Origin of the sequence: Frankia umida, assembly GCF_023242945.1 — a bacterium.
Taxonomy (GTDB): domain Bacteria; phylum Actinomycetota; class Actinomycetes; order Frankiales; family Frankiaceae; genus Frankia; species Frankia umida.
The window spans coordinates 46,508-60,842 of record NZ_JALKFT010000016.1; the positions used below are offsets into that span (position 1 = coordinate 46,508).

A 14,335-nucleotide genomic window follows, 5' to 3' on the forward strand; every position below is an offset into this window, starting at 1 on the left:
GCGGGCCACGCCGACAGAAGGGGAAGACGCATGTCTCTTTATCACACGGAGATCCAGTGGGGCGGTCCGGGGGCGGAATGGCACAAGGACTCCGACCTGCAGATTGTCGTCGGCAACCGGAACCAGGTCGTGCCCTCGTCGGGCCGGCCGGAGACCGGGACCCAGGTGACCTGGTCGGGCCCCCAGGGCAACGGCAGCATCACGTTCTTCGACGACGGCGCGTCGTTCCAGGGTGCGGCGCAGTTCCCCGGCGAGGGCCCGGTCGCCTACCGCGGGTCGGCGACGTAGGAATCTTTCGGTAAAGCCTCGGTAACACGAGAGGAATCCCACGGCGACGACCCGGGTACGCGGGCCCTTGCCGCCCTCGGCGTCGTCGTGGAATTCTCCGGTTTCACCTCTCCAACCCTGCCGGGCCCGGCAGTCCTACCGGCGCGCTGCCGAGCTTGTCGCCGCCGTCACCGGGCCGATTTCCGACCCGACCGGACAGGCCGGCGGGGGGACGCTGCACCAGCATTGACAATCTCCCGACTTTTGCGTTTTAGCGGGGGGTGGCCTGCTGGCGTGCCGAGGATGGACGACGACGCGACGGTGTGGATCGGGACCAGCCCGCGCACTCGTAAACGAGCGGGTGGCGAGGTGGCAGCAGACGAGGCGACCACGGTAGGTGCTGGTCAGCGGCGTTGGCGCAGGGCGCTCAGGCGGTCGCGCAGCGCGGGCTCGTCGGCCGGCGATACGGCGATCTCCACGAGCTTCGTGCGGCTCGTGGCGCCGTGGACGAGGGACACCTCGCCGCGGCGCAGGCCGAGCGCGTCGGCGAGCGCGCGTAGCGCCGCCTCGGTCGCCTTCCCGTCGACCGCCCGCGCCGAGACCCGCACCACCAGGCTCGGTTCGTCGTCTGGGCCGCCCAGCTCACCGCCGACGGCGGTCCTGCTGGCCCCCGGTCGCACTCTGATCGTTACCCGCATGTCTCCCATCGTCGACGGTGCCGCCCCCGGCCGGGCACGCGCCGCCACCATGCGCCGGCCCGCGGCCCTACCTTCGGGCCCACCGCACCAGACATCGGCCGCCCTCTCCGTTTCCGTTTCCGCGGCCTTCCTGTCGGCGAAGGTGACCGGCTCACCACGTGGACCCTGGCATCGGTCGGCGCGAACCCCGTCCTTCTCACCACCCGGATCGGACGAGTCGGTTACAGTGCCGGTCTTGTGAGGTGGGCGGCGAGGCCGGTCGGACGGGGCGTGCGTGCCCTCACCGTCGCCGTCGCCGCGGTGCTGCTCGGTCTGGGCGCGCACACCGCCGCCTGCGGGCAGCTGCCGTCCCTGCCGGTGACGGCGATCGGGATGGCGCTGACCGCCCGGGTGTGCTGGGGTGCGGCCGGTCGCCGTCTGTCGCTGGCGCGGCTGGTCGCGCTGGTCGTGGGCGTGCAGTCCGCGCTGCACCTGGCGTTCACGCTCACCGCGTCCGCGGGTATGGCCGGGCACGCGTCCAGTGACAGCGTCGCGGCGGTGGCCGGGGCGGGTGTCGGCACCGGTGGCGGGGCCGCGGTGGGGGTGGATCTGCTGCCGGGCGGTCCGATCGTCGCGGTGGCGCATCTGGGTGCCGCCCTGCTGCTCGCCTGGTGGCTGGCCACCGGCGAACGTCTGCTGTGGCGGGCGGCCCGCGGCGCGGTGACGGTAGCCCGTGCCACCCTGCGCCGGCTGCGCCGCCGGGCGCTCACCTGGGTTCATCCGCCGCCCGCCCGCACACCGCCGGTGCGTCGACCGCCGCCGCGCACGGCCGGTGCCGCGCGGGTCGGGCACGACCTGGTTCGTCGGGGGCCGCCGGCGCGGGCATCGGTCTGACCGGCCGGCGGGTCCTCCCGCCGCGGCCATGGTCCGACCCGCTACCACCGTCCCACGCCTGCCGTGGGACGGCCCGTCACCGCGCCCGTCCCCGTTGTGCCCCGCGCGTCCAGACCTGCGATCCCGACCGATCGTGAGGTGCGCGTCGACGGCCGACCCTCGACGTCCGGGTCTGCTCGCGACGCCACGTCCGGCGTCCGGTTCCCCTGTCCTGCTCGGATGTCCGTTCCCACCGCAGCCCGCGTCCGCGTCCGCGATCGCGTCCGCCTGCGGTGACAGCGGACGCCGTGGGCGTCGAGGGCCGACGGGAAGGCGCGGTGTGCCCGCCTGCCCGCTTCCCTGCCTCCAGGTCGGAGACCCCATGGCCACCATCGATGATCGTGGTGTGCCCGCGGACGAATCCGCGGTGCCACCCCCGTCCACACCCTCCCCGTGCCTGCCGTCCTTTCCGTCCGCGTCGTCCCCGCCTCCGCCGTCCCCGTCCGCGTTTTCCCCGTCCACGTTGTCCCCGCCTCCGTCATCCCCGTCCGCGAGGGATCCGGAGCCCGCCGCGAAGCCGGCGCCGGGGGCACGTACGTCGTCGGTGGCGCCGCGACGGCTCCTGCTGCGGCTGCACTTCTACGCGGGGGTGTTCGTCGCGCCGTTCCTGCTGGTCGCGGCGCTGACCGGACTGGCCTACACCCTCACCCCGCAGCTGGACCAGCTCGTCTACGGCCACGAGCTGACCGTCGACGCGGGGGGAAACGCGCCCAGACCGCTGTCCGCGCAGATCGCCGCCGCCCGCGCCGCCCACCCCCACGGCACCGTCACCGGGATACGCACCGGCGACGGGCCGCGCCGCACCACCGCGGTCGTGTTCACCGTCCCCGACCTCGGGGACAGGCAGCGCACCGTCTACGTCGACCCGTACACCGCGCGGGTCCGCGGCACGCTGACGACCTGGTGGGGCAGCACCCCGCTGACGACCTGGCTCGACGATCTGCACCGCACCCTGCGGCTGGGCGCGTTCGGCCGCTACTACTCGGAGGTCGCGGCGAGCTGGCTGTGGGTCGTGGCCACGGGGGGCCTGCTGCTGTGGCTGGCCCGCGTGCGCCGCACCCGCCCGACAGGCCGGGCTGGCCGGGCCCGGCGCGTCCTGCTGCCCGATCTGCGCGCGTCCGGACGGCGACGCACCCTGGGCTGGCACGGCGCCACCGGCGTGTGGCTGCTGGTGGGCCTGCTGTTCCTGTCCGCGACCGGCCTGACCTGGTCACGGCACGCCGGCGCCCACTTCCGCTCCGCCCTGGACGCCACCCACGGCCACGCCCCCACCCTCGACACCGCCCTGCCCACCGCCCACGCCGTACCCATCACCACGTCGGCGCCGGGTGCCGCGGACGCGTCGTCCGGTGCGCCGGCCGCGTCCACCGGGCATCATCACTCCCTCTCCGGGGCCACCGCCCTCCCGGGAGCCGACCCGGCGGACCGGGTCCTCGCTGCCGCCCGCGCGGCGGGCCTGTCCGGACCGGTGGACATCGAACTGCCGGCGCAGGCGGGCACGGCCTGGACCGTCACCCAGACCGACCGGCGCTGGCCGATGCGCCTGGATGCCGTCGCCGTCGACCCGCATCCCACCTCCACCAGCACCGCCACGGTCACCAGCACCGCCACCAGCGCTGGCATCGGCATTGGCTCCGGCTCTGAGGGCGGCTCCGGCTCTGAGGGCGGCGCGGGCTCTGAGGGCGGCGCGGGCGCTCGGGTGACCGCGCACACCCGGTGGGCGGACTACCCGGTGGCCGCGAAACTGACCAAGCTCGGCGTCGCCGCCCACATGGGTCTGCTGTTCGGGCTGGCCAACCAGATCCTGCTCGCCGCCCTCGCCCTCGGCCTGATCTGCGTCCTGGTCTGGGGCCTGCGGATGTGGTGGCAGCGCCGCCCCACCCGCGCCCAGCAGCCCGACCGGCACCGCCTGCTGGGCCCACCGCCGGCCCGCGGCGCCTGGCGTGGCCTTCCCACGCCCCTGCTGGCGGCCGGGATTCTCGCCACGGTGGCGCTCGGCTGGGCGCTGCCGGTGTTCGGTGTGACCCTGGCGGCCTTCCTCCTCCTGGACGTCACCCTCGGCCTCACCCGCCGCGCCCACCATCACCGGAGGTGATCGGCATCCGCTGATCGCATATGCGGGAGAATCCGGGCGGACGGGGACGGGGACGGGGACGGGGACGGGGGTGCTCGGCGACACCGGTGGCGGGCCGACGTCCCCCACGCCCTCCGGTGCCCGTTGCGCCGTGGCCGATCTGCCCGGCCACGGCACATGCCGAGGGTTGTTCGGTCGCATGCCGAGGCATGTTCGGTATTGCGAGGCCGATATCCCTGAACAACCCTCGGCATCCCGTGATCACGACCATGATCACGGCAGCGAATCGGCCGCGATTCGGGGTTTTGGGGCCTTCGGTGCCGCATCATCGCACTCCGACAGCCGTCCATATTGGTGCATAACGGACGCACGGATGGCCGTGATCAGACCGCGCCGAGGGTGGGTGACGAAACGGGGACACCGTCGGCGGCGGTGCCGTCCGCGAGGGTGCCGTCCGCGAGGGTGCCGTCCGCGAGGGTGCCGTCGGCGGGGGGGTCGCCCGCGAGGGGGGCGGGGTCGGGGCGCAGGAGGGTCGCGAGCAGGGTGCGGGCGAGCCAGGTCTGGTAGTCGGGGCGGGTCCAGCCGCGTTGGCGCAGCATGCCGTCCACCGACGGGGAGATGTACATCCAGAGGATGTCGCGGGCGGTGTCTGCGGGCAGGTCGTCGCGCAGCAGGCCGAGCTCGGACCAGTGGCGGACCGCGGCGGTGGCCCCGAAGAGACGTTCCTGGTCGATGGTCGCGGCGAACGCCTCGAGGTCCGGGTCGCCGCCGCGGGCCTGGAACACGATGTCCATCAGGTCGCTGATGCGCCCGGACACCCCGGCGGCCATCGCCGCGTAGGCGTGGGCGGAGTCGAGGGCGCCGCGTGCCGCCCGGAACGCCTTCGACTCCGGACGGTCGATGAAGCTGATCGGTTCGTCGTCACCGGCCAGGGTGACGTCGTAGACGGCCTTGAGCAGCCCGGCCTTGCCCTCGAAGCGCTTGTAGACGGTCTCCTGGGAGACCCCGGCGGCCGCCGCGACCGTCCGGATCGTCGTGCGTGCGTAGCCGTGGGCCAGAAAGGACGCGCGGGCGGCGGCCAGCACCCGCTGGCGGGTCCGCCCCGCCCCGGCCTGGCGGGACCGGTTGTCGTACACGCGACCTGCCCTCACGTCCGCGGACCCTGGCATTCGATACAGCCTACTGTCACCATTGGATGCAGTCCGCTGTACCGAACTGGACGTCCATCAACAAGGTGGACGTCCACCACTAGGGAGCACCCCACATGCCCACCACCACCGACACCACGACCACCGCCACCGCCACCGTCCCGGCGGTGGTTCGTCCCGTCGTCGTGCGGGCGGCTCGGCCGACGGCCAGCGGACTCGACCGTGACACGCTCGCCGACGTGGCCGTGCGCAACATCGGCGCGATGGTCGACGGCGACCTCGACGACTTCGTCGCCCTCACCCATCCCCGGGCCGTCAACCGGGAGGCGCAGGCCGAGCCGCCGGCGACCCGCGGGTTGGGCCCCGAGGCGTTCCTGGCCACCGCCCACTGGCTGCGCGCGGCGTTCTCCGACCTGTCGTTCACCATCGAGGAGATCGTGGTCGAGGGCGACCTGGTCGTCACCCATGGCACCATGTCCGGCCGGCACACCGGTGACTTCGTCATCTGGACGCCGTCCGGTGAGGTGGAACGTGCCTTCGCCCCCACCGGACGGTCGTTCACCGTCCACCACGCCCACTTCCAGCGCATCCGCGACGGCCTGGTCATCGAACACTGGGCCGTGCGCGACGACCAGGCGATGGCGCTGCAGGCCGGCTGGATTCCCCCGACCCCCCGCTACCTGCTGCGCTGCGCCCTGGCCACCCGCGCCGCCCGCCGCGCCACCCGGTCCGCCCCCACCGTCTGACCGTGATCCGCCCGCGATCGGGCGGTGCGGCGGTCGGGTCAGGCCGTCGCGGCCGCGGCGTGGAAGGCTCCGGCGCGCAGGAGGGGGACGGTGATGTCCGCGCCGAGAGCGGCGGCGGCCGCGACGTCGTCGTCCCAGCCCAGAGCCAGCAGTTCCCGGCCGGAGGCCGCCTCGCGCAGCTCGTCGTGCAGGGTGGGGGCGGCGGCGTCGAACGCCGCCCGGGCGGCGCGGGCTTCCGGGGACAGCTGGGCCCGGGTGAGGTCACCGAGGTGGCGAAGGACCGCACCGGCGCCCAGAAGGTCCTCGACGGCGGGACGCAGCGGGCCCGCGTGCGCCACACCCGAGGCGTCGGGCCAGCGTTCCCCGGAGGCGATCACCGCGACCGTGCGGCCCGCGGCGACCTCGGTGGCGAGCAGACGTCCGACCGCGGGCGCGTTACGCAGGCAGCCGGCGAGCACCGTCGCACCGTAGCCGGCCGCGGTGGTCGACAGCGCGGAACCGTTGGGGGAGGGCAGGACCAGGCGGGTCCCGGCCGGGATGCGGGCGAGGTCGGTCGGGGACAGAGACCAGGCGCCCGGGTCCTCCCGCATACCGGCGAGGACCGCGCCGTGGTCGGCGGCGAAACCGGCGGCGCGGCCGTCACGCCACCCGTAGGGCAGCACCACCGCACCCCGGCTGACCGCGACACTCACCGCGGTGGTGAACCGCAGCACGTCGACGAGCACCACCAGGTCGCTCACCGGTGCCAGCACCGCCAGATCCCGCTCCCCCCACCCGAACCGCACCGCGAACACGCGCTGCTGCGGCATCGCCGTCTCCCCTCGTCCCGCTAGTCCCGCTAGTCCCGCTCGTCCCGCTCGTCCCGCTCGTCTCTCTAAAGGACCCTGTCGCCCAGAACACGTTCGAGTGCCGCCTGGCCGGCCGGTCCCCAGGTCGGTTTGCCACCGGGAACGCCCCGCCGCCCGTTCTCGCCGACCCTCAGCAGGACCAGGCTTCGGTGGAGGGCCAGACCGCGGGCACGGCGGATCGTCCGCGGGATCCCCGACGCACAGGTCACCGAAGTCGACCACACCGGCGAGTGTTCCGTCGGCGACGACGACGTTCGCCGGATGCAGATCACCATGCACCCACAGCGGTGGGCCCGCCCACGCGGGCGCCGCGTCCGTTGTCCTCGTGGTGAGACGGTCATCCCCGGTGGCACCGGTGCGAGATCAGCGCAGGGCGCGCAGCCAGGCGTCGGTCGAGGCGCTCAGATACTCGGCGGTGGCCTGCCAGTAGGGGCCGTCCTCGGTCCAGATCCTGGCCCACGGTTGCCGCCCGCGTCGCGCGCCGTCGCGCAGCAGGTCGTGCATCGCGGCGGCGCGCCGTCCCAGCAGGTGGGCCAGCTGCGGGCGGGACGGGGCGTCCAGGCCGTAGCCGTCGACGAAGGCGCGTAGCCGCGCCGCCGACCGCCCCATCGGACGGTCGGCGCGCAGGCCTGCGATGCTCTGCGCGGCGTAGGCGAGATCCCACAGCCGGGAACTCGGCGCGGTCGCGTCCCAGTCGATGAGCACCCAGCCGCGGGCGGAGTCGACGAGGTTCCACGGCGCGACGTCGTTGTGGCAGACCAGCTCCTCCCGGTCGGGTGGGATCAGCCGGTTCCACGTCGCCGTCGGCGGTGGGCGCCACGCGGCGAGGGCCTGGTGCAGGTCGGCCAGCATCCGTCCCAGCGAGGCCAGGCGGGCCGTCGGGTAGGTGCCGGCGGGGTCGCCGAGCGGCCCGGGGATGTACTCGAGCACCTGGCGTCCCCGCTCGTCGCGGCCCAGGGCCCGCGGGGCCCCGGTGAAACCGACCGCGTGCAGGTGGTGCAGGACCGCGTCCACCGTGTCGGTCCAGGGGCCGACCGGACGGCGCACCGTGTCGCCGACCCGCACCACCCCGGCCGTGACCCGCCCGGCCAGCGGCACCTCCCCTGCCCCCTCGCCCATCTCTGTTCCTTTTCCTTCTTCCGTTTCTTCCGTCACCCGGGGGCGGCCGCATCCCGGTCCGCCCGCGCCAGGTCCGCTGTAACCGGGCCGCCGGCCGCTTCGGATCAGGCCGGGGGCTGCCCGTAGCCGGGCTGGCCCTCCTGACCGAGCGGGCGCTGACCAGCCTGGCCGTGGCCGGGTTGCCCCTGACCAGGCTGACCGTAGACGGGCTGACCGTAATCGGGCTGGCCAGGGCCGGGCTGACCAGGGCCTGGCCAGACGGGCTGACCGTGAACAGCCTGGCCGGGTCCGGGCTGGCCGGGTCCGGGCTGGCCGGCGTTCGGCGGGCCGTAGCCGGGCGGGCCGTAACCGGGCCAGCCGGGTGTGGCGTCGGTGCCGATCTGGCCCGGCTGGGCCAGCGTGCGGTCGAACCACCACCGCGTCTCACTGCCCAGGACCCATCCGATCAGCAGGATCGCGAAGACGATCGCGACCACGCTGGTGCCGGTCCCACTCACCAGGCTGGCGATGCCCACCAGAATCACGATGCCTTCGGCCACCACCACGACCTGCAGGGCGGCCGCTATCCGACGGATCACCAGAACCGCGGCGAGAACCTGCGCCGCTCCCACCACGAAACCCAGGATGACAAGAAAACGGAGCAGGCTCACATCTTCTTCCTGGCCATGTTCGATCCGGTCGTCGACCAGCATCCGCACCAGGATCGATGACACGATGTTCAACGCTGCCTGGATGAACAGAAAAGCGACCAAGAATTTCAGCTTCCTCGGCATTCCTGTCTGCTGCGGCGCGAATCCCCCGGTCATTCCACCATCCTCCACTCGGCCATGATCAGGACCGGACCAATCGCATCATTATGGGGGGTCCGTCCATATCAGGACGACGTTCACAAGAGTTCCCGGAGCCCGACGACGGCGCCCCCGGCGTCCGTCCAGGCTCCCCACCAGGCACGATGCGCTACACCGGACAGGCCTGTCACCCACCGCTGTCAGATGAATGACATCGAGGGCGGCCCACCGACCGTCAGCCGCGGGTGACGGTCGTTCGACAACGGGCCGGTGTCGAGCGCCACGGAAAGCCCAGCGAAAGCGAACCGGCCCGCGCTCGCGGTCCTCGAAGTGAGCCCCGTCCTGGCCATGTCCGGAACCGAGCAGGTGTCACACAGCCCCGGGCCATCGCGGCCCACATCGTGGGGCTTGTCGCACGAGGGACGAGGACACCGAACCACCGCTGCCAGCGGAACTGATCCGCGCCCTGGCCAGGACGGACGGGGCGTGGGAAGGCTGGCAGGACACCGACCAGCGGACGAGCGGACGAGCGGACGAGCACAGCGCGCCGGTTGCGCCTGTACCGGCACCTGCTGCCCCGGTACATAGGATGCGCGGGTGGCGACAGCCGAATGCGATATCACGCTTCCGGACGGGCGCACAGTGCACGTCTATGACAGCGGCGACGGTGGGAACGCGGGCATGCCCACCGTCTACTGGCATCACGGCTCGCCGCAGGTCGGTGTACCGCCGGAGCCGCTGGTCGCCGCCGGTGGGGGCACGGTGCGCTGGTTGTCGCACGACCGTCCCGGATACGGCGGGTCCGACCCCCACCACGGCCGTTCGGTGGCCGCGGTGGCCGCCGACGTCGCCTGTGTCGCGGACGCGCTGGGCGTCGACCGGTTCGCGGTGATGGGGCAGTCCGGTGGTGGGCCGCATGCTCTGGCCTGCGCCGGTGTGCTGGAAGGCCGTGTGCTGGGCGCCGTCTGCGTCTCGGGTCTGGCCCCTTTCGACGCGGCGGGCCTGGACTGGTTCGCCGCGATGGGGGACGCCGGAGCCGCCGAGTTCCGCGCCGCGGCGCGTGGCCGCGCGGCCCTCCAGGAACATTTCGCCGCCGGGGCGAGGATCGACGAGTCCATGTTCGCTCCCGCCGACATGGCCGCGTTCTCCGGGGCGTACGGCCCCTGGCTGATCTCCTCCGTCGCACGCGCCATGGACGGCGACCTCGACGCCTATCTCGACGATTTCGCCGCGTTCACCGCCCCCTGGGGTTTCGATATCGACATCACCGTTCCGGTGCTTTTCGTACACGGCGCGCAGGACCTTTTCGTGCCCGCCGAGCATTCCCGGTGGATGGCGCGTCACTGTCGGCGCGGCGAGCTGTGGCTGACCCCCGACGACGGCCACCTCTCGATTTTCGACCACGCCGAACGTGCCGTGACCTGGCTGCTCGATCACACGGAGGACCGCCCGGCGCGGTGACTCGACGTCTCGTCCTGTTCGTTCCTACCGCAGGTGTCGGGTGAAGAACCGGTTTCCGCTGTCGCCCTCGAACGCCGGGACGCCGGTGTGTCCGCCCATGTTGGCGTGCAGCGTCTTCTCGGTGGAGCCGAAGGCGTCGAACAGGTCCAGGGTCTGGGAGCGGTCGTTGTGCTCGTCGTCCCACTGCAGCAGGACCTGCAGCGGGATGGTGATCTGGCGGGCCTGTTCGACCAGGGCGGCGGGTACGAAACTCCCGGCGAACAGCAACGCGGCCGCGATCCGCGGCTCGAGTACCGCCATCCGGATGCCGATGGAGATCAACCCTCCCGCATAGCCGACCGGGCCGCCGATCTCGGGCAGCACCAGGAGCTCGTCGAGTGCGGCCCGCCATTCCGGAACCGCTTTCTCGACCAGGGGGAGGACGAGCCGGTCGACGATCTCCTCGACCGGCTCACCGGCCTCCAGCGCCCGGCGCAGGTCGGCGCGGGCCTGCTCGGCGGCGGCCCAGCGGGGCCGGTCGCCGCTGCCGGGCAGCTCGAGGGTGGCCGCGGCGAAACCCGCCGCCACGCAGCCCCGGGCCCGGGCCGCCAGCCGCGGATACATGGCGTGCAGCCCGCCGGGATGACCGAGCAGGATCAGCGGCACCGACGCCGACGTGGACGTCCACAGGATGCCGGGGATCTCGCCGAGGGTGAAGGAACGTTCGAGGACAGTGTCGTCGAGGCGCTGGTGCGAGGTGAACCGCATGGTCGTGCCTTCCGGGAGCGTGCTGGGACGGTGCTCCCGGACGACCTAGCGCCCGACCGTGACCCCGCAGGGGAGCACCCATGTCGATGCTGCGTGCACGGGTACCACCTCCTCGGTCTCCTGTCCGGCCTCCGGCATCCTAGCAGCGCTCGCCATCCCGCGGCCACCGGGTTCACACATCGGCCGCGGGATGCCCGGGCGGGGTGTGCGGGCTCTGCTGGTGGGTGGATGACGACCTGACAGCACTGCCCGCGACGGCGGTGTTCCTCACGGTCGCGACGCAAAGCCGGACCCGGCGGCGGGGCGGTGACGGTGCGCCGCCACAATGTCGGCTGTGCTCGACTGGTCTCACAACACCTACTACCAGCGGCTGTTGCTGCGCCACCTGCCGCGGCCCTGCCGGCGGGTGCTCGATGTCGGCTGTGGCACCGGGGCGTTCGCGGCCCGCCTCGCCCAACGGGTCGAGCACGTCGACGCCGTCGACCGGTCCGCGCCGATGATCGAACAGGCCCGGCGGCACACCCCCGACACCGTCACCTGCGTGCTCGCGGATGTGCTGGTCGACCCGCTGCCGGGCAGGGACTATGACGCGATCGTGTCGATCACCGCGCTGCACCACATGCCGTTGGAGGCCGCCCTCGAGGTGCTCGGGGCCGCGCTGCGGCCCGGCGGAGTCCTCGCCGCCGTCGTTCTTCCCCGCAGGGACCTGCGCCGGGAGTGGCCTGTCGAACTCGCCGCCGCGGTCGGTCATCGCCTGCTCGGCGTCGTCTTCCTCGTGACCGGGCTGCTGCGGGGCGGCCACCCCTGCGCGAAGGAGCACCACACGCGCACGGGCATGCCCGTGCTCATCGACGCGCCGCTGACCACACGCCAGGCCGCCCGGGTGGCCGCCGCGGTACTTCCCGGCGCGCGGGTGCGACGGCTGCTGTTCTGGCGTTACCTCCTGCTGTGGGAGAAGCCGCGGGACGCGTGTCCCACACCCTCACCTGGCCCGGGACACCCGCGGGGATGATCGCGGGGACCTGGTGCCCCTGCGCGTACCCGACCGCGGCTGGCTACACGGGCGCGTTTTGGCCCCGCCCGAGGCCCTCCTCGCCGACGAGTGTGGTCCTCGCTGTTCACCCAAGCCCTCGCGTCGCCCACACCCCCGGCGCGGAAGAAGCCACCGGCCCGCCGCTCCCGGCTGGACCCCTTCAAGAACGCGATCGATGCGATGCTCCACGCCGAGCGGGACGACCCGACCCGGCAGCCCCTCACCATCCACATGTACACGCATTTTCGGATCAGTCCTGGTCGGGCAGGGCAAGACCGGCTTGAAGGTCACGAATGATCGTGCCGAGTTGGCCTGATGTGAGGAGCCCGGGCCCGAGAGGACCTGACCGATCCTCGCCGACAGGCGGGAGGGCTCGTAGGGCGGCCCGGACCTCCGCCGTCATGTGATCGAGCTGCCAGCGGAGCTCGTCCTCGACAGCTCCTGGCCGGCCGGGGGCCAGGCCGGCCGCTTTGGCTGCATACGCGGCGGCGCCCAGTGCGTGCGCGCCCATGTGGCAGATGGCTACGGCTTGACCGGCGGCTCGGGCAGCGGCCGCTGCCGCGGGAGCCTTCACATCACCGGCAGCGACCCCACCCACGAATCGACGGCGGATCTCCTCGGCAGTGTTCAGCTCTCCCCGGGCGAACGCCCGGGTCCGGGCGATGGCAGCGCGAGGGCGGTCATCCTTTGGAGCTTCGGCCTCGAACAGCCCCAGAACCCGCTCTGCGCAATCGGCGGCCCATGCGGCGACACGACGTCGATCGGCTTCGCTGAGCGTCTGCGGAGATCCCACCACGCCGACTCTACAGAGCTGATCTGATCAGCTGATTGCAGCGCTCCAGATCCACGAGGTGCGACGAGAGTGGCCGTCGAGGTCGGCTCTTCCTGTGGACCACAGGAGGACTTGCGCCGGATCGCCCTCCGGAACGCCTGGGAACAGCCGGCTCAACACCCCCGCGCAGAGTGAACGCGGGGGACGCCACCGCACGCCCATTCCCTCGGTGATGTCGTGGGTATGGAGGAGGGTCTCGGCGACGCCCATGGCCGCGAAACCCGTCGCGTCGGTCGGCCCGTGGTGCCACGCCCGAGTGTCCGGGTTGGCGGCCAGCACACTGCCGAGCAGCCCTCCGCAGGCGGTGACCACCTGAAGCACCTCGCGCGGGTGCGCGTCGCTCGCGACGGTGAGATCGAAGGGCAGGTACCCGGCCGTGGGGCGGGCCGCCACCTGTCCCGCATAGGCCAGCAGATCGTGCGCGACATGGGCGGCGGTCTTCCAGCAGCTCCACTCGACCGGCCCTGCCTGGACCTGCCAGTCGCGATCCTGATGCGGCCCGAGTACCCGCACCATCTCGGCCACAGCCTCCTCGACATGCCCGCCACTCATCGCACGCATGAAGGCAAGCCTCCCAGGACGAGCTCGTGGGTCAACCAAAAATCCGTACGGGCGGCCCTGGATCACCATCACACAGGCGGCGCGTTCCTCACCGCTGTGGGAACATCGTCGAACGGCCGGTCACCGTCCACGGCTCAGGGGATGCTGATGGCGATGATGTGTCCTTCGCGGACAGCGGCGCGTCGCTGCTCGTGGAAGTCGGGTGCCGCGCAGGCGAAGAGAGTGCCGTCGCCGATGGCGCAGGCGAACACGGGCGTCCCGGGACTGATCTCGGCGCCGATCTCGCCTGCCGCGGTCAGCTGAAGCAGGCGATTGCCGCCGGCATCGGCGATCCAGAGGTTGCCGTCGGCGTCGAGGCAGGAGCCGTCGGGCGCGATGACCACCTGGCTGAGCACCTCGGTGAAGTCGTCTCCTGAGGGCGCTGGTCCGAAGGACGCCCAGGTACGTCGATGGACGAGGTCACCTGACGGCGTGAGGTCAAAGGCGGTCACACGGTTGCCGAAGGTCTCGTTCACCAGCAGCACATGTGCCGCGGTGATCACGCTGCCGTTGGGAAACCAGAGATCCGAGGCAACCTCGGTGACGCTCCCGTCGGGGTCGACCCGGTGCAGGGATGCCGGGGCGAAGGTGTCACCAGAGGCCAGATCGAAGCCGAAGTTGCCTACATAGGCTCGCCCGAACGCGTCGACCACCATGTCGTTGAGCTGTCCCGTGGCGTGCCCGGACAGGTCCGCGTGGACGGCCAACGTGCCGTCGGTCTCCCGGCGGAGGATCCTGCGGTCACGCATGGACACGATCAGCAGCCGGCCGTCCGGGAGCCATCCCAGGCCAGACGGCTGCGCCGGTACCAACGCTTCGATCCGCAGATCCGAGCCGGATGGCAGGACCGACGCCACGCGGCCACCGAAGAAGTCCGAGAACCACAAACGGTTCTCGTGCCACCTGGGCGACTCGGCGAAGTGCAGGTCTGCGACGACGGTGCGCGTCATGGTCAACGGGAGCCTCAGAGGGGTCGTGGATCACTCGGTGCAGGACGATTCAGCAGTTGCCTTTGGAAAAGGGAAGCTGGTGGGGCGGGCCCTCTGGCTTCGATCTTCTCCA

The 14,335-nt window shown here is 72.3% G+C and carries 15 protein-coding genes; 6 read left to right on the forward strand and 9 right to left on the reverse strand.

Annotated elements, in window-relative coordinates; translation table 11 throughout:
• Positions 1-30: 30 nt before the first annotated feature.
• Positions 31-288, forward strand: a complete 258-nt coding sequence (locus tag MXD59_RS16300; RefSeq protein WP_248825578.1) for a hypothetical protein — start codon at positions 31-33, stop codon at positions 286-288.
• Positions 289-671: 383 nt separating this feature from the next.
• Here the strand turns inward: MXD59_RS16300 and MXD59_RS16305 are convergent, their stop codons facing one another.
• Positions 672-965: a DUF167 domain-containing protein gene (locus MXD59_RS16305; protein ID WP_248825579.1), complete on the reverse strand. Its 294-nt coding sequence runs from the start codon at positions 963-965 to the stop codon at positions 672-674.
• Positions 966-1,235: 270 nt separating this feature from the next.
• Here MXD59_RS16305 and MXD59_RS16310 point away from each other — a divergent pair, with 270 nt between their 5' ends.
• On the forward strand, positions 1,236-1,838 hold the full coding sequence (locus MXD59_RS16310) for a hypothetical protein (protein ID WP_248812433.1): 603 nt from the start codon (positions 1,236-1,238) through the stop codon (positions 1,836-1,838).
• A gap of 583 nt (positions 1,839-2,421) precedes the next feature.
• Complete coding sequence (locus MXD59_RS16315; protein ID WP_248825580.1) at positions 2,422-3,972, forward strand: PepSY-associated TM helix domain-containing protein; 1,551 nt, start codon at positions 2,422-2,424, stop codon at positions 3,970-3,972.
• Positions 3,973-4,334: 362 nt separating this feature from the next.
• Here MXD59_RS16315 and MXD59_RS16320 read toward each other — a convergent pair whose 3' ends face one another.
• Positions 4,335-5,102, reverse strand: coding sequence for a TetR/AcrR family transcriptional regulator (locus MXD59_RS16320; protein ID WP_248825581.1), 768 nt, complete (start codon positions 5,100-5,102; stop codon positions 4,335-4,337).
• A gap of 113 nt (positions 5,103-5,215) precedes the next feature.
• On the opposite strand from MXD59_RS16320, the gene MXD59_RS16325 reads away from it, so the two are divergent.
• Positions 5,216-5,845 carry an ester cyclase gene (locus MXD59_RS16325; RefSeq protein ID WP_248825582.1) on the forward strand — a complete coding sequence of 210 codons (630 nt, stop codon included), beginning with the start codon at positions 5,216-5,218 and terminating at the stop codon, positions 5,843-5,845.
• Between the two features lie 38 nt (positions 5,846-5,883).
• On the opposite strand, the gene MXD59_RS16330 is transcribed toward MXD59_RS16325, so the two are convergent.
• The 3 genes from MXD59_RS16330 to MXD59_RS16345 all read right to left on the reverse strand — a co-directional run bounded on the left by MXD59_RS16330 (position 5,884) and on the right by MXD59_RS16345 (position 8,618).
• A complete protein-coding gene (locus tag MXD59_RS16330) occupies positions 5,884-6,654 on the reverse strand; it encodes a 2-phosphosulfolactate phosphatase (RefSeq protein WP_248825639.1) in 771 nt (256 codons plus the stop codon).
• Positions 6,655-7,056: 402 nt separating this feature from the next.
• Positions 7,057-7,812: a phosphotransferase gene (locus MXD59_RS16340; protein ID WP_248825583.1), complete on the reverse strand. Its 756-nt coding sequence runs from the start codon at positions 7,810-7,812 to the stop codon at positions 7,057-7,059.
• A gap of 104 nt (positions 7,813-7,916) precedes the next feature.
• Positions 7,917-8,618, reverse strand: a complete 702-nt coding sequence (locus tag MXD59_RS16345) for a hypothetical protein (protein WP_248825584.1) — start codon at positions 8,616-8,618, stop codon at positions 7,917-7,919.
• A 579-nt stretch (positions 8,619-9,197) separates the two neighbouring features.
• On the opposite strand from MXD59_RS16345, the gene MXD59_RS16350 reads away from it, so the two are divergent.
• Positions 9,198-10,061 (forward strand): alpha/beta fold hydrolase, encoded by an 864-nt coding sequence (locus tag MXD59_RS16350; RefSeq protein WP_248825585.1) that lies wholly within the window; start codon positions 9,198-9,200, stop codon positions 10,059-10,061.
• Positions 10,062-10,085: 24 nt separating this feature from the next.
• Here the strand turns inward: MXD59_RS16350 and MXD59_RS16355 are convergent, their stop codons facing one another.
• Positions 10,086-10,808: a dienelactone hydrolase family protein gene (locus MXD59_RS16355; RefSeq protein WP_248825586.1), complete on the reverse strand. Its 723-nt coding sequence runs from the start codon at positions 10,806-10,808 to the stop codon at positions 10,086-10,088.
• Positions 10,809-11,142: 334 nt separating this feature from the next.
• Here MXD59_RS16355 and MXD59_RS16360 point away from each other — a divergent pair, with 334 nt between their 5' ends.
• On the forward strand, positions 11,143-11,820 hold the full coding sequence (locus MXD59_RS16360; protein ID WP_248825587.1) for a class I SAM-dependent methyltransferase: 678 nt from the start codon (positions 11,143-11,145) through the stop codon (positions 11,818-11,820).
• Positions 11,821-12,091: 271 nt separating this feature from the next.
• Here the strand turns inward: MXD59_RS16360 and MXD59_RS27400 are convergent, their stop codons facing one another.
• The 3 genes from MXD59_RS27400 to MXD59_RS16370 form a co-directional block, all read right to left on the reverse strand.
• Positions 12,092-12,637, reverse strand: coding sequence for a putative immunity protein (locus tag MXD59_RS27400; RefSeq protein ID WP_504858354.1), 546 nt, complete (start codon positions 12,635-12,637; stop codon positions 12,092-12,094).
• A 24-nt stretch (positions 12,638-12,661) separates the two neighbouring features.
• Complete coding sequence (locus MXD59_RS16365; RefSeq protein WP_248825588.1) at positions 12,662-13,234, reverse strand: hypothetical protein; 573 nt, start codon at positions 13,232-13,234, stop codon at positions 12,662-12,664.
• Positions 13,235-13,368: 134 nt separating this feature from the next.
• Positions 13,369-14,223: an SMP-30/gluconolactonase/LRE family protein gene (locus tag MXD59_RS16370; protein ID WP_248825589.1), complete on the reverse strand. Its 855-nt coding sequence runs from the start codon at positions 14,221-14,223 to the stop codon at positions 13,369-13,371.
• Positions 14,224-14,335: the final 112 nt, after the last annotated feature.

Coding starts and splice junctions, on each gene's coding strand:
- MXD59_RS16300 (WP_248825578.1), top strand. CDS start 31: ATGTCTCTTTATCACACGGAGATCCAGTGGGGCGGTCCGGGGGCGGAA.
- MXD59_RS16305 (WP_248825579.1), bottom strand. CDS start 965: ATGCGGGTAACGATCAGAGTGCGACCGGGGGCCAGCAGGACCGCCGTC.
- MXD59_RS16325 (WP_248825582.1), top strand. CDS start 5,216: ATGCCCACCACCACCGACACCACGACCACCGCCACCGCCACCGTCCCG.
- MXD59_RS16330 (WP_248825639.1), bottom strand. CDS start 6,654: ATGCCGCAGCAGCGCGTGTTCGCGGTGCGGTTCGGGTGGGGGGAGCGG.
- MXD59_RS16340 (WP_248825583.1), bottom strand. CDS start 7,812: ATGGGCGAGGGGGCAGGGGAGGTGCCGCTGGCCGGGCGGGTCACGGCC.
- MXD59_RS16345 (WP_248825584.1), bottom strand. CDS start 8,618: ATGACCGGGGGATTCGCGCCGCAGCAGACAGGAATGCCGAGGAAGCTG.
- MXD59_RS16355 (WP_248825586.1), bottom strand. CDS start 10,808: ATGCGGTTCACCTCGCACCAGCGCCTCGACGACACTGTCCTCGAACGT.
- MXD59_RS16365 (WP_248825588.1), bottom strand. CDS start 13,234: ATGCGTGCGATGAGTGGCGGGCATGTCGAGGAGGCTGTGGCCGAGATG.
- MXD59_RS16370 (WP_248825589.1), bottom strand. CDS start 14,223: ATGACGCGCACCGTCGTCGCAGACCTGCACTTCGCCGAGTCGCCCAGG.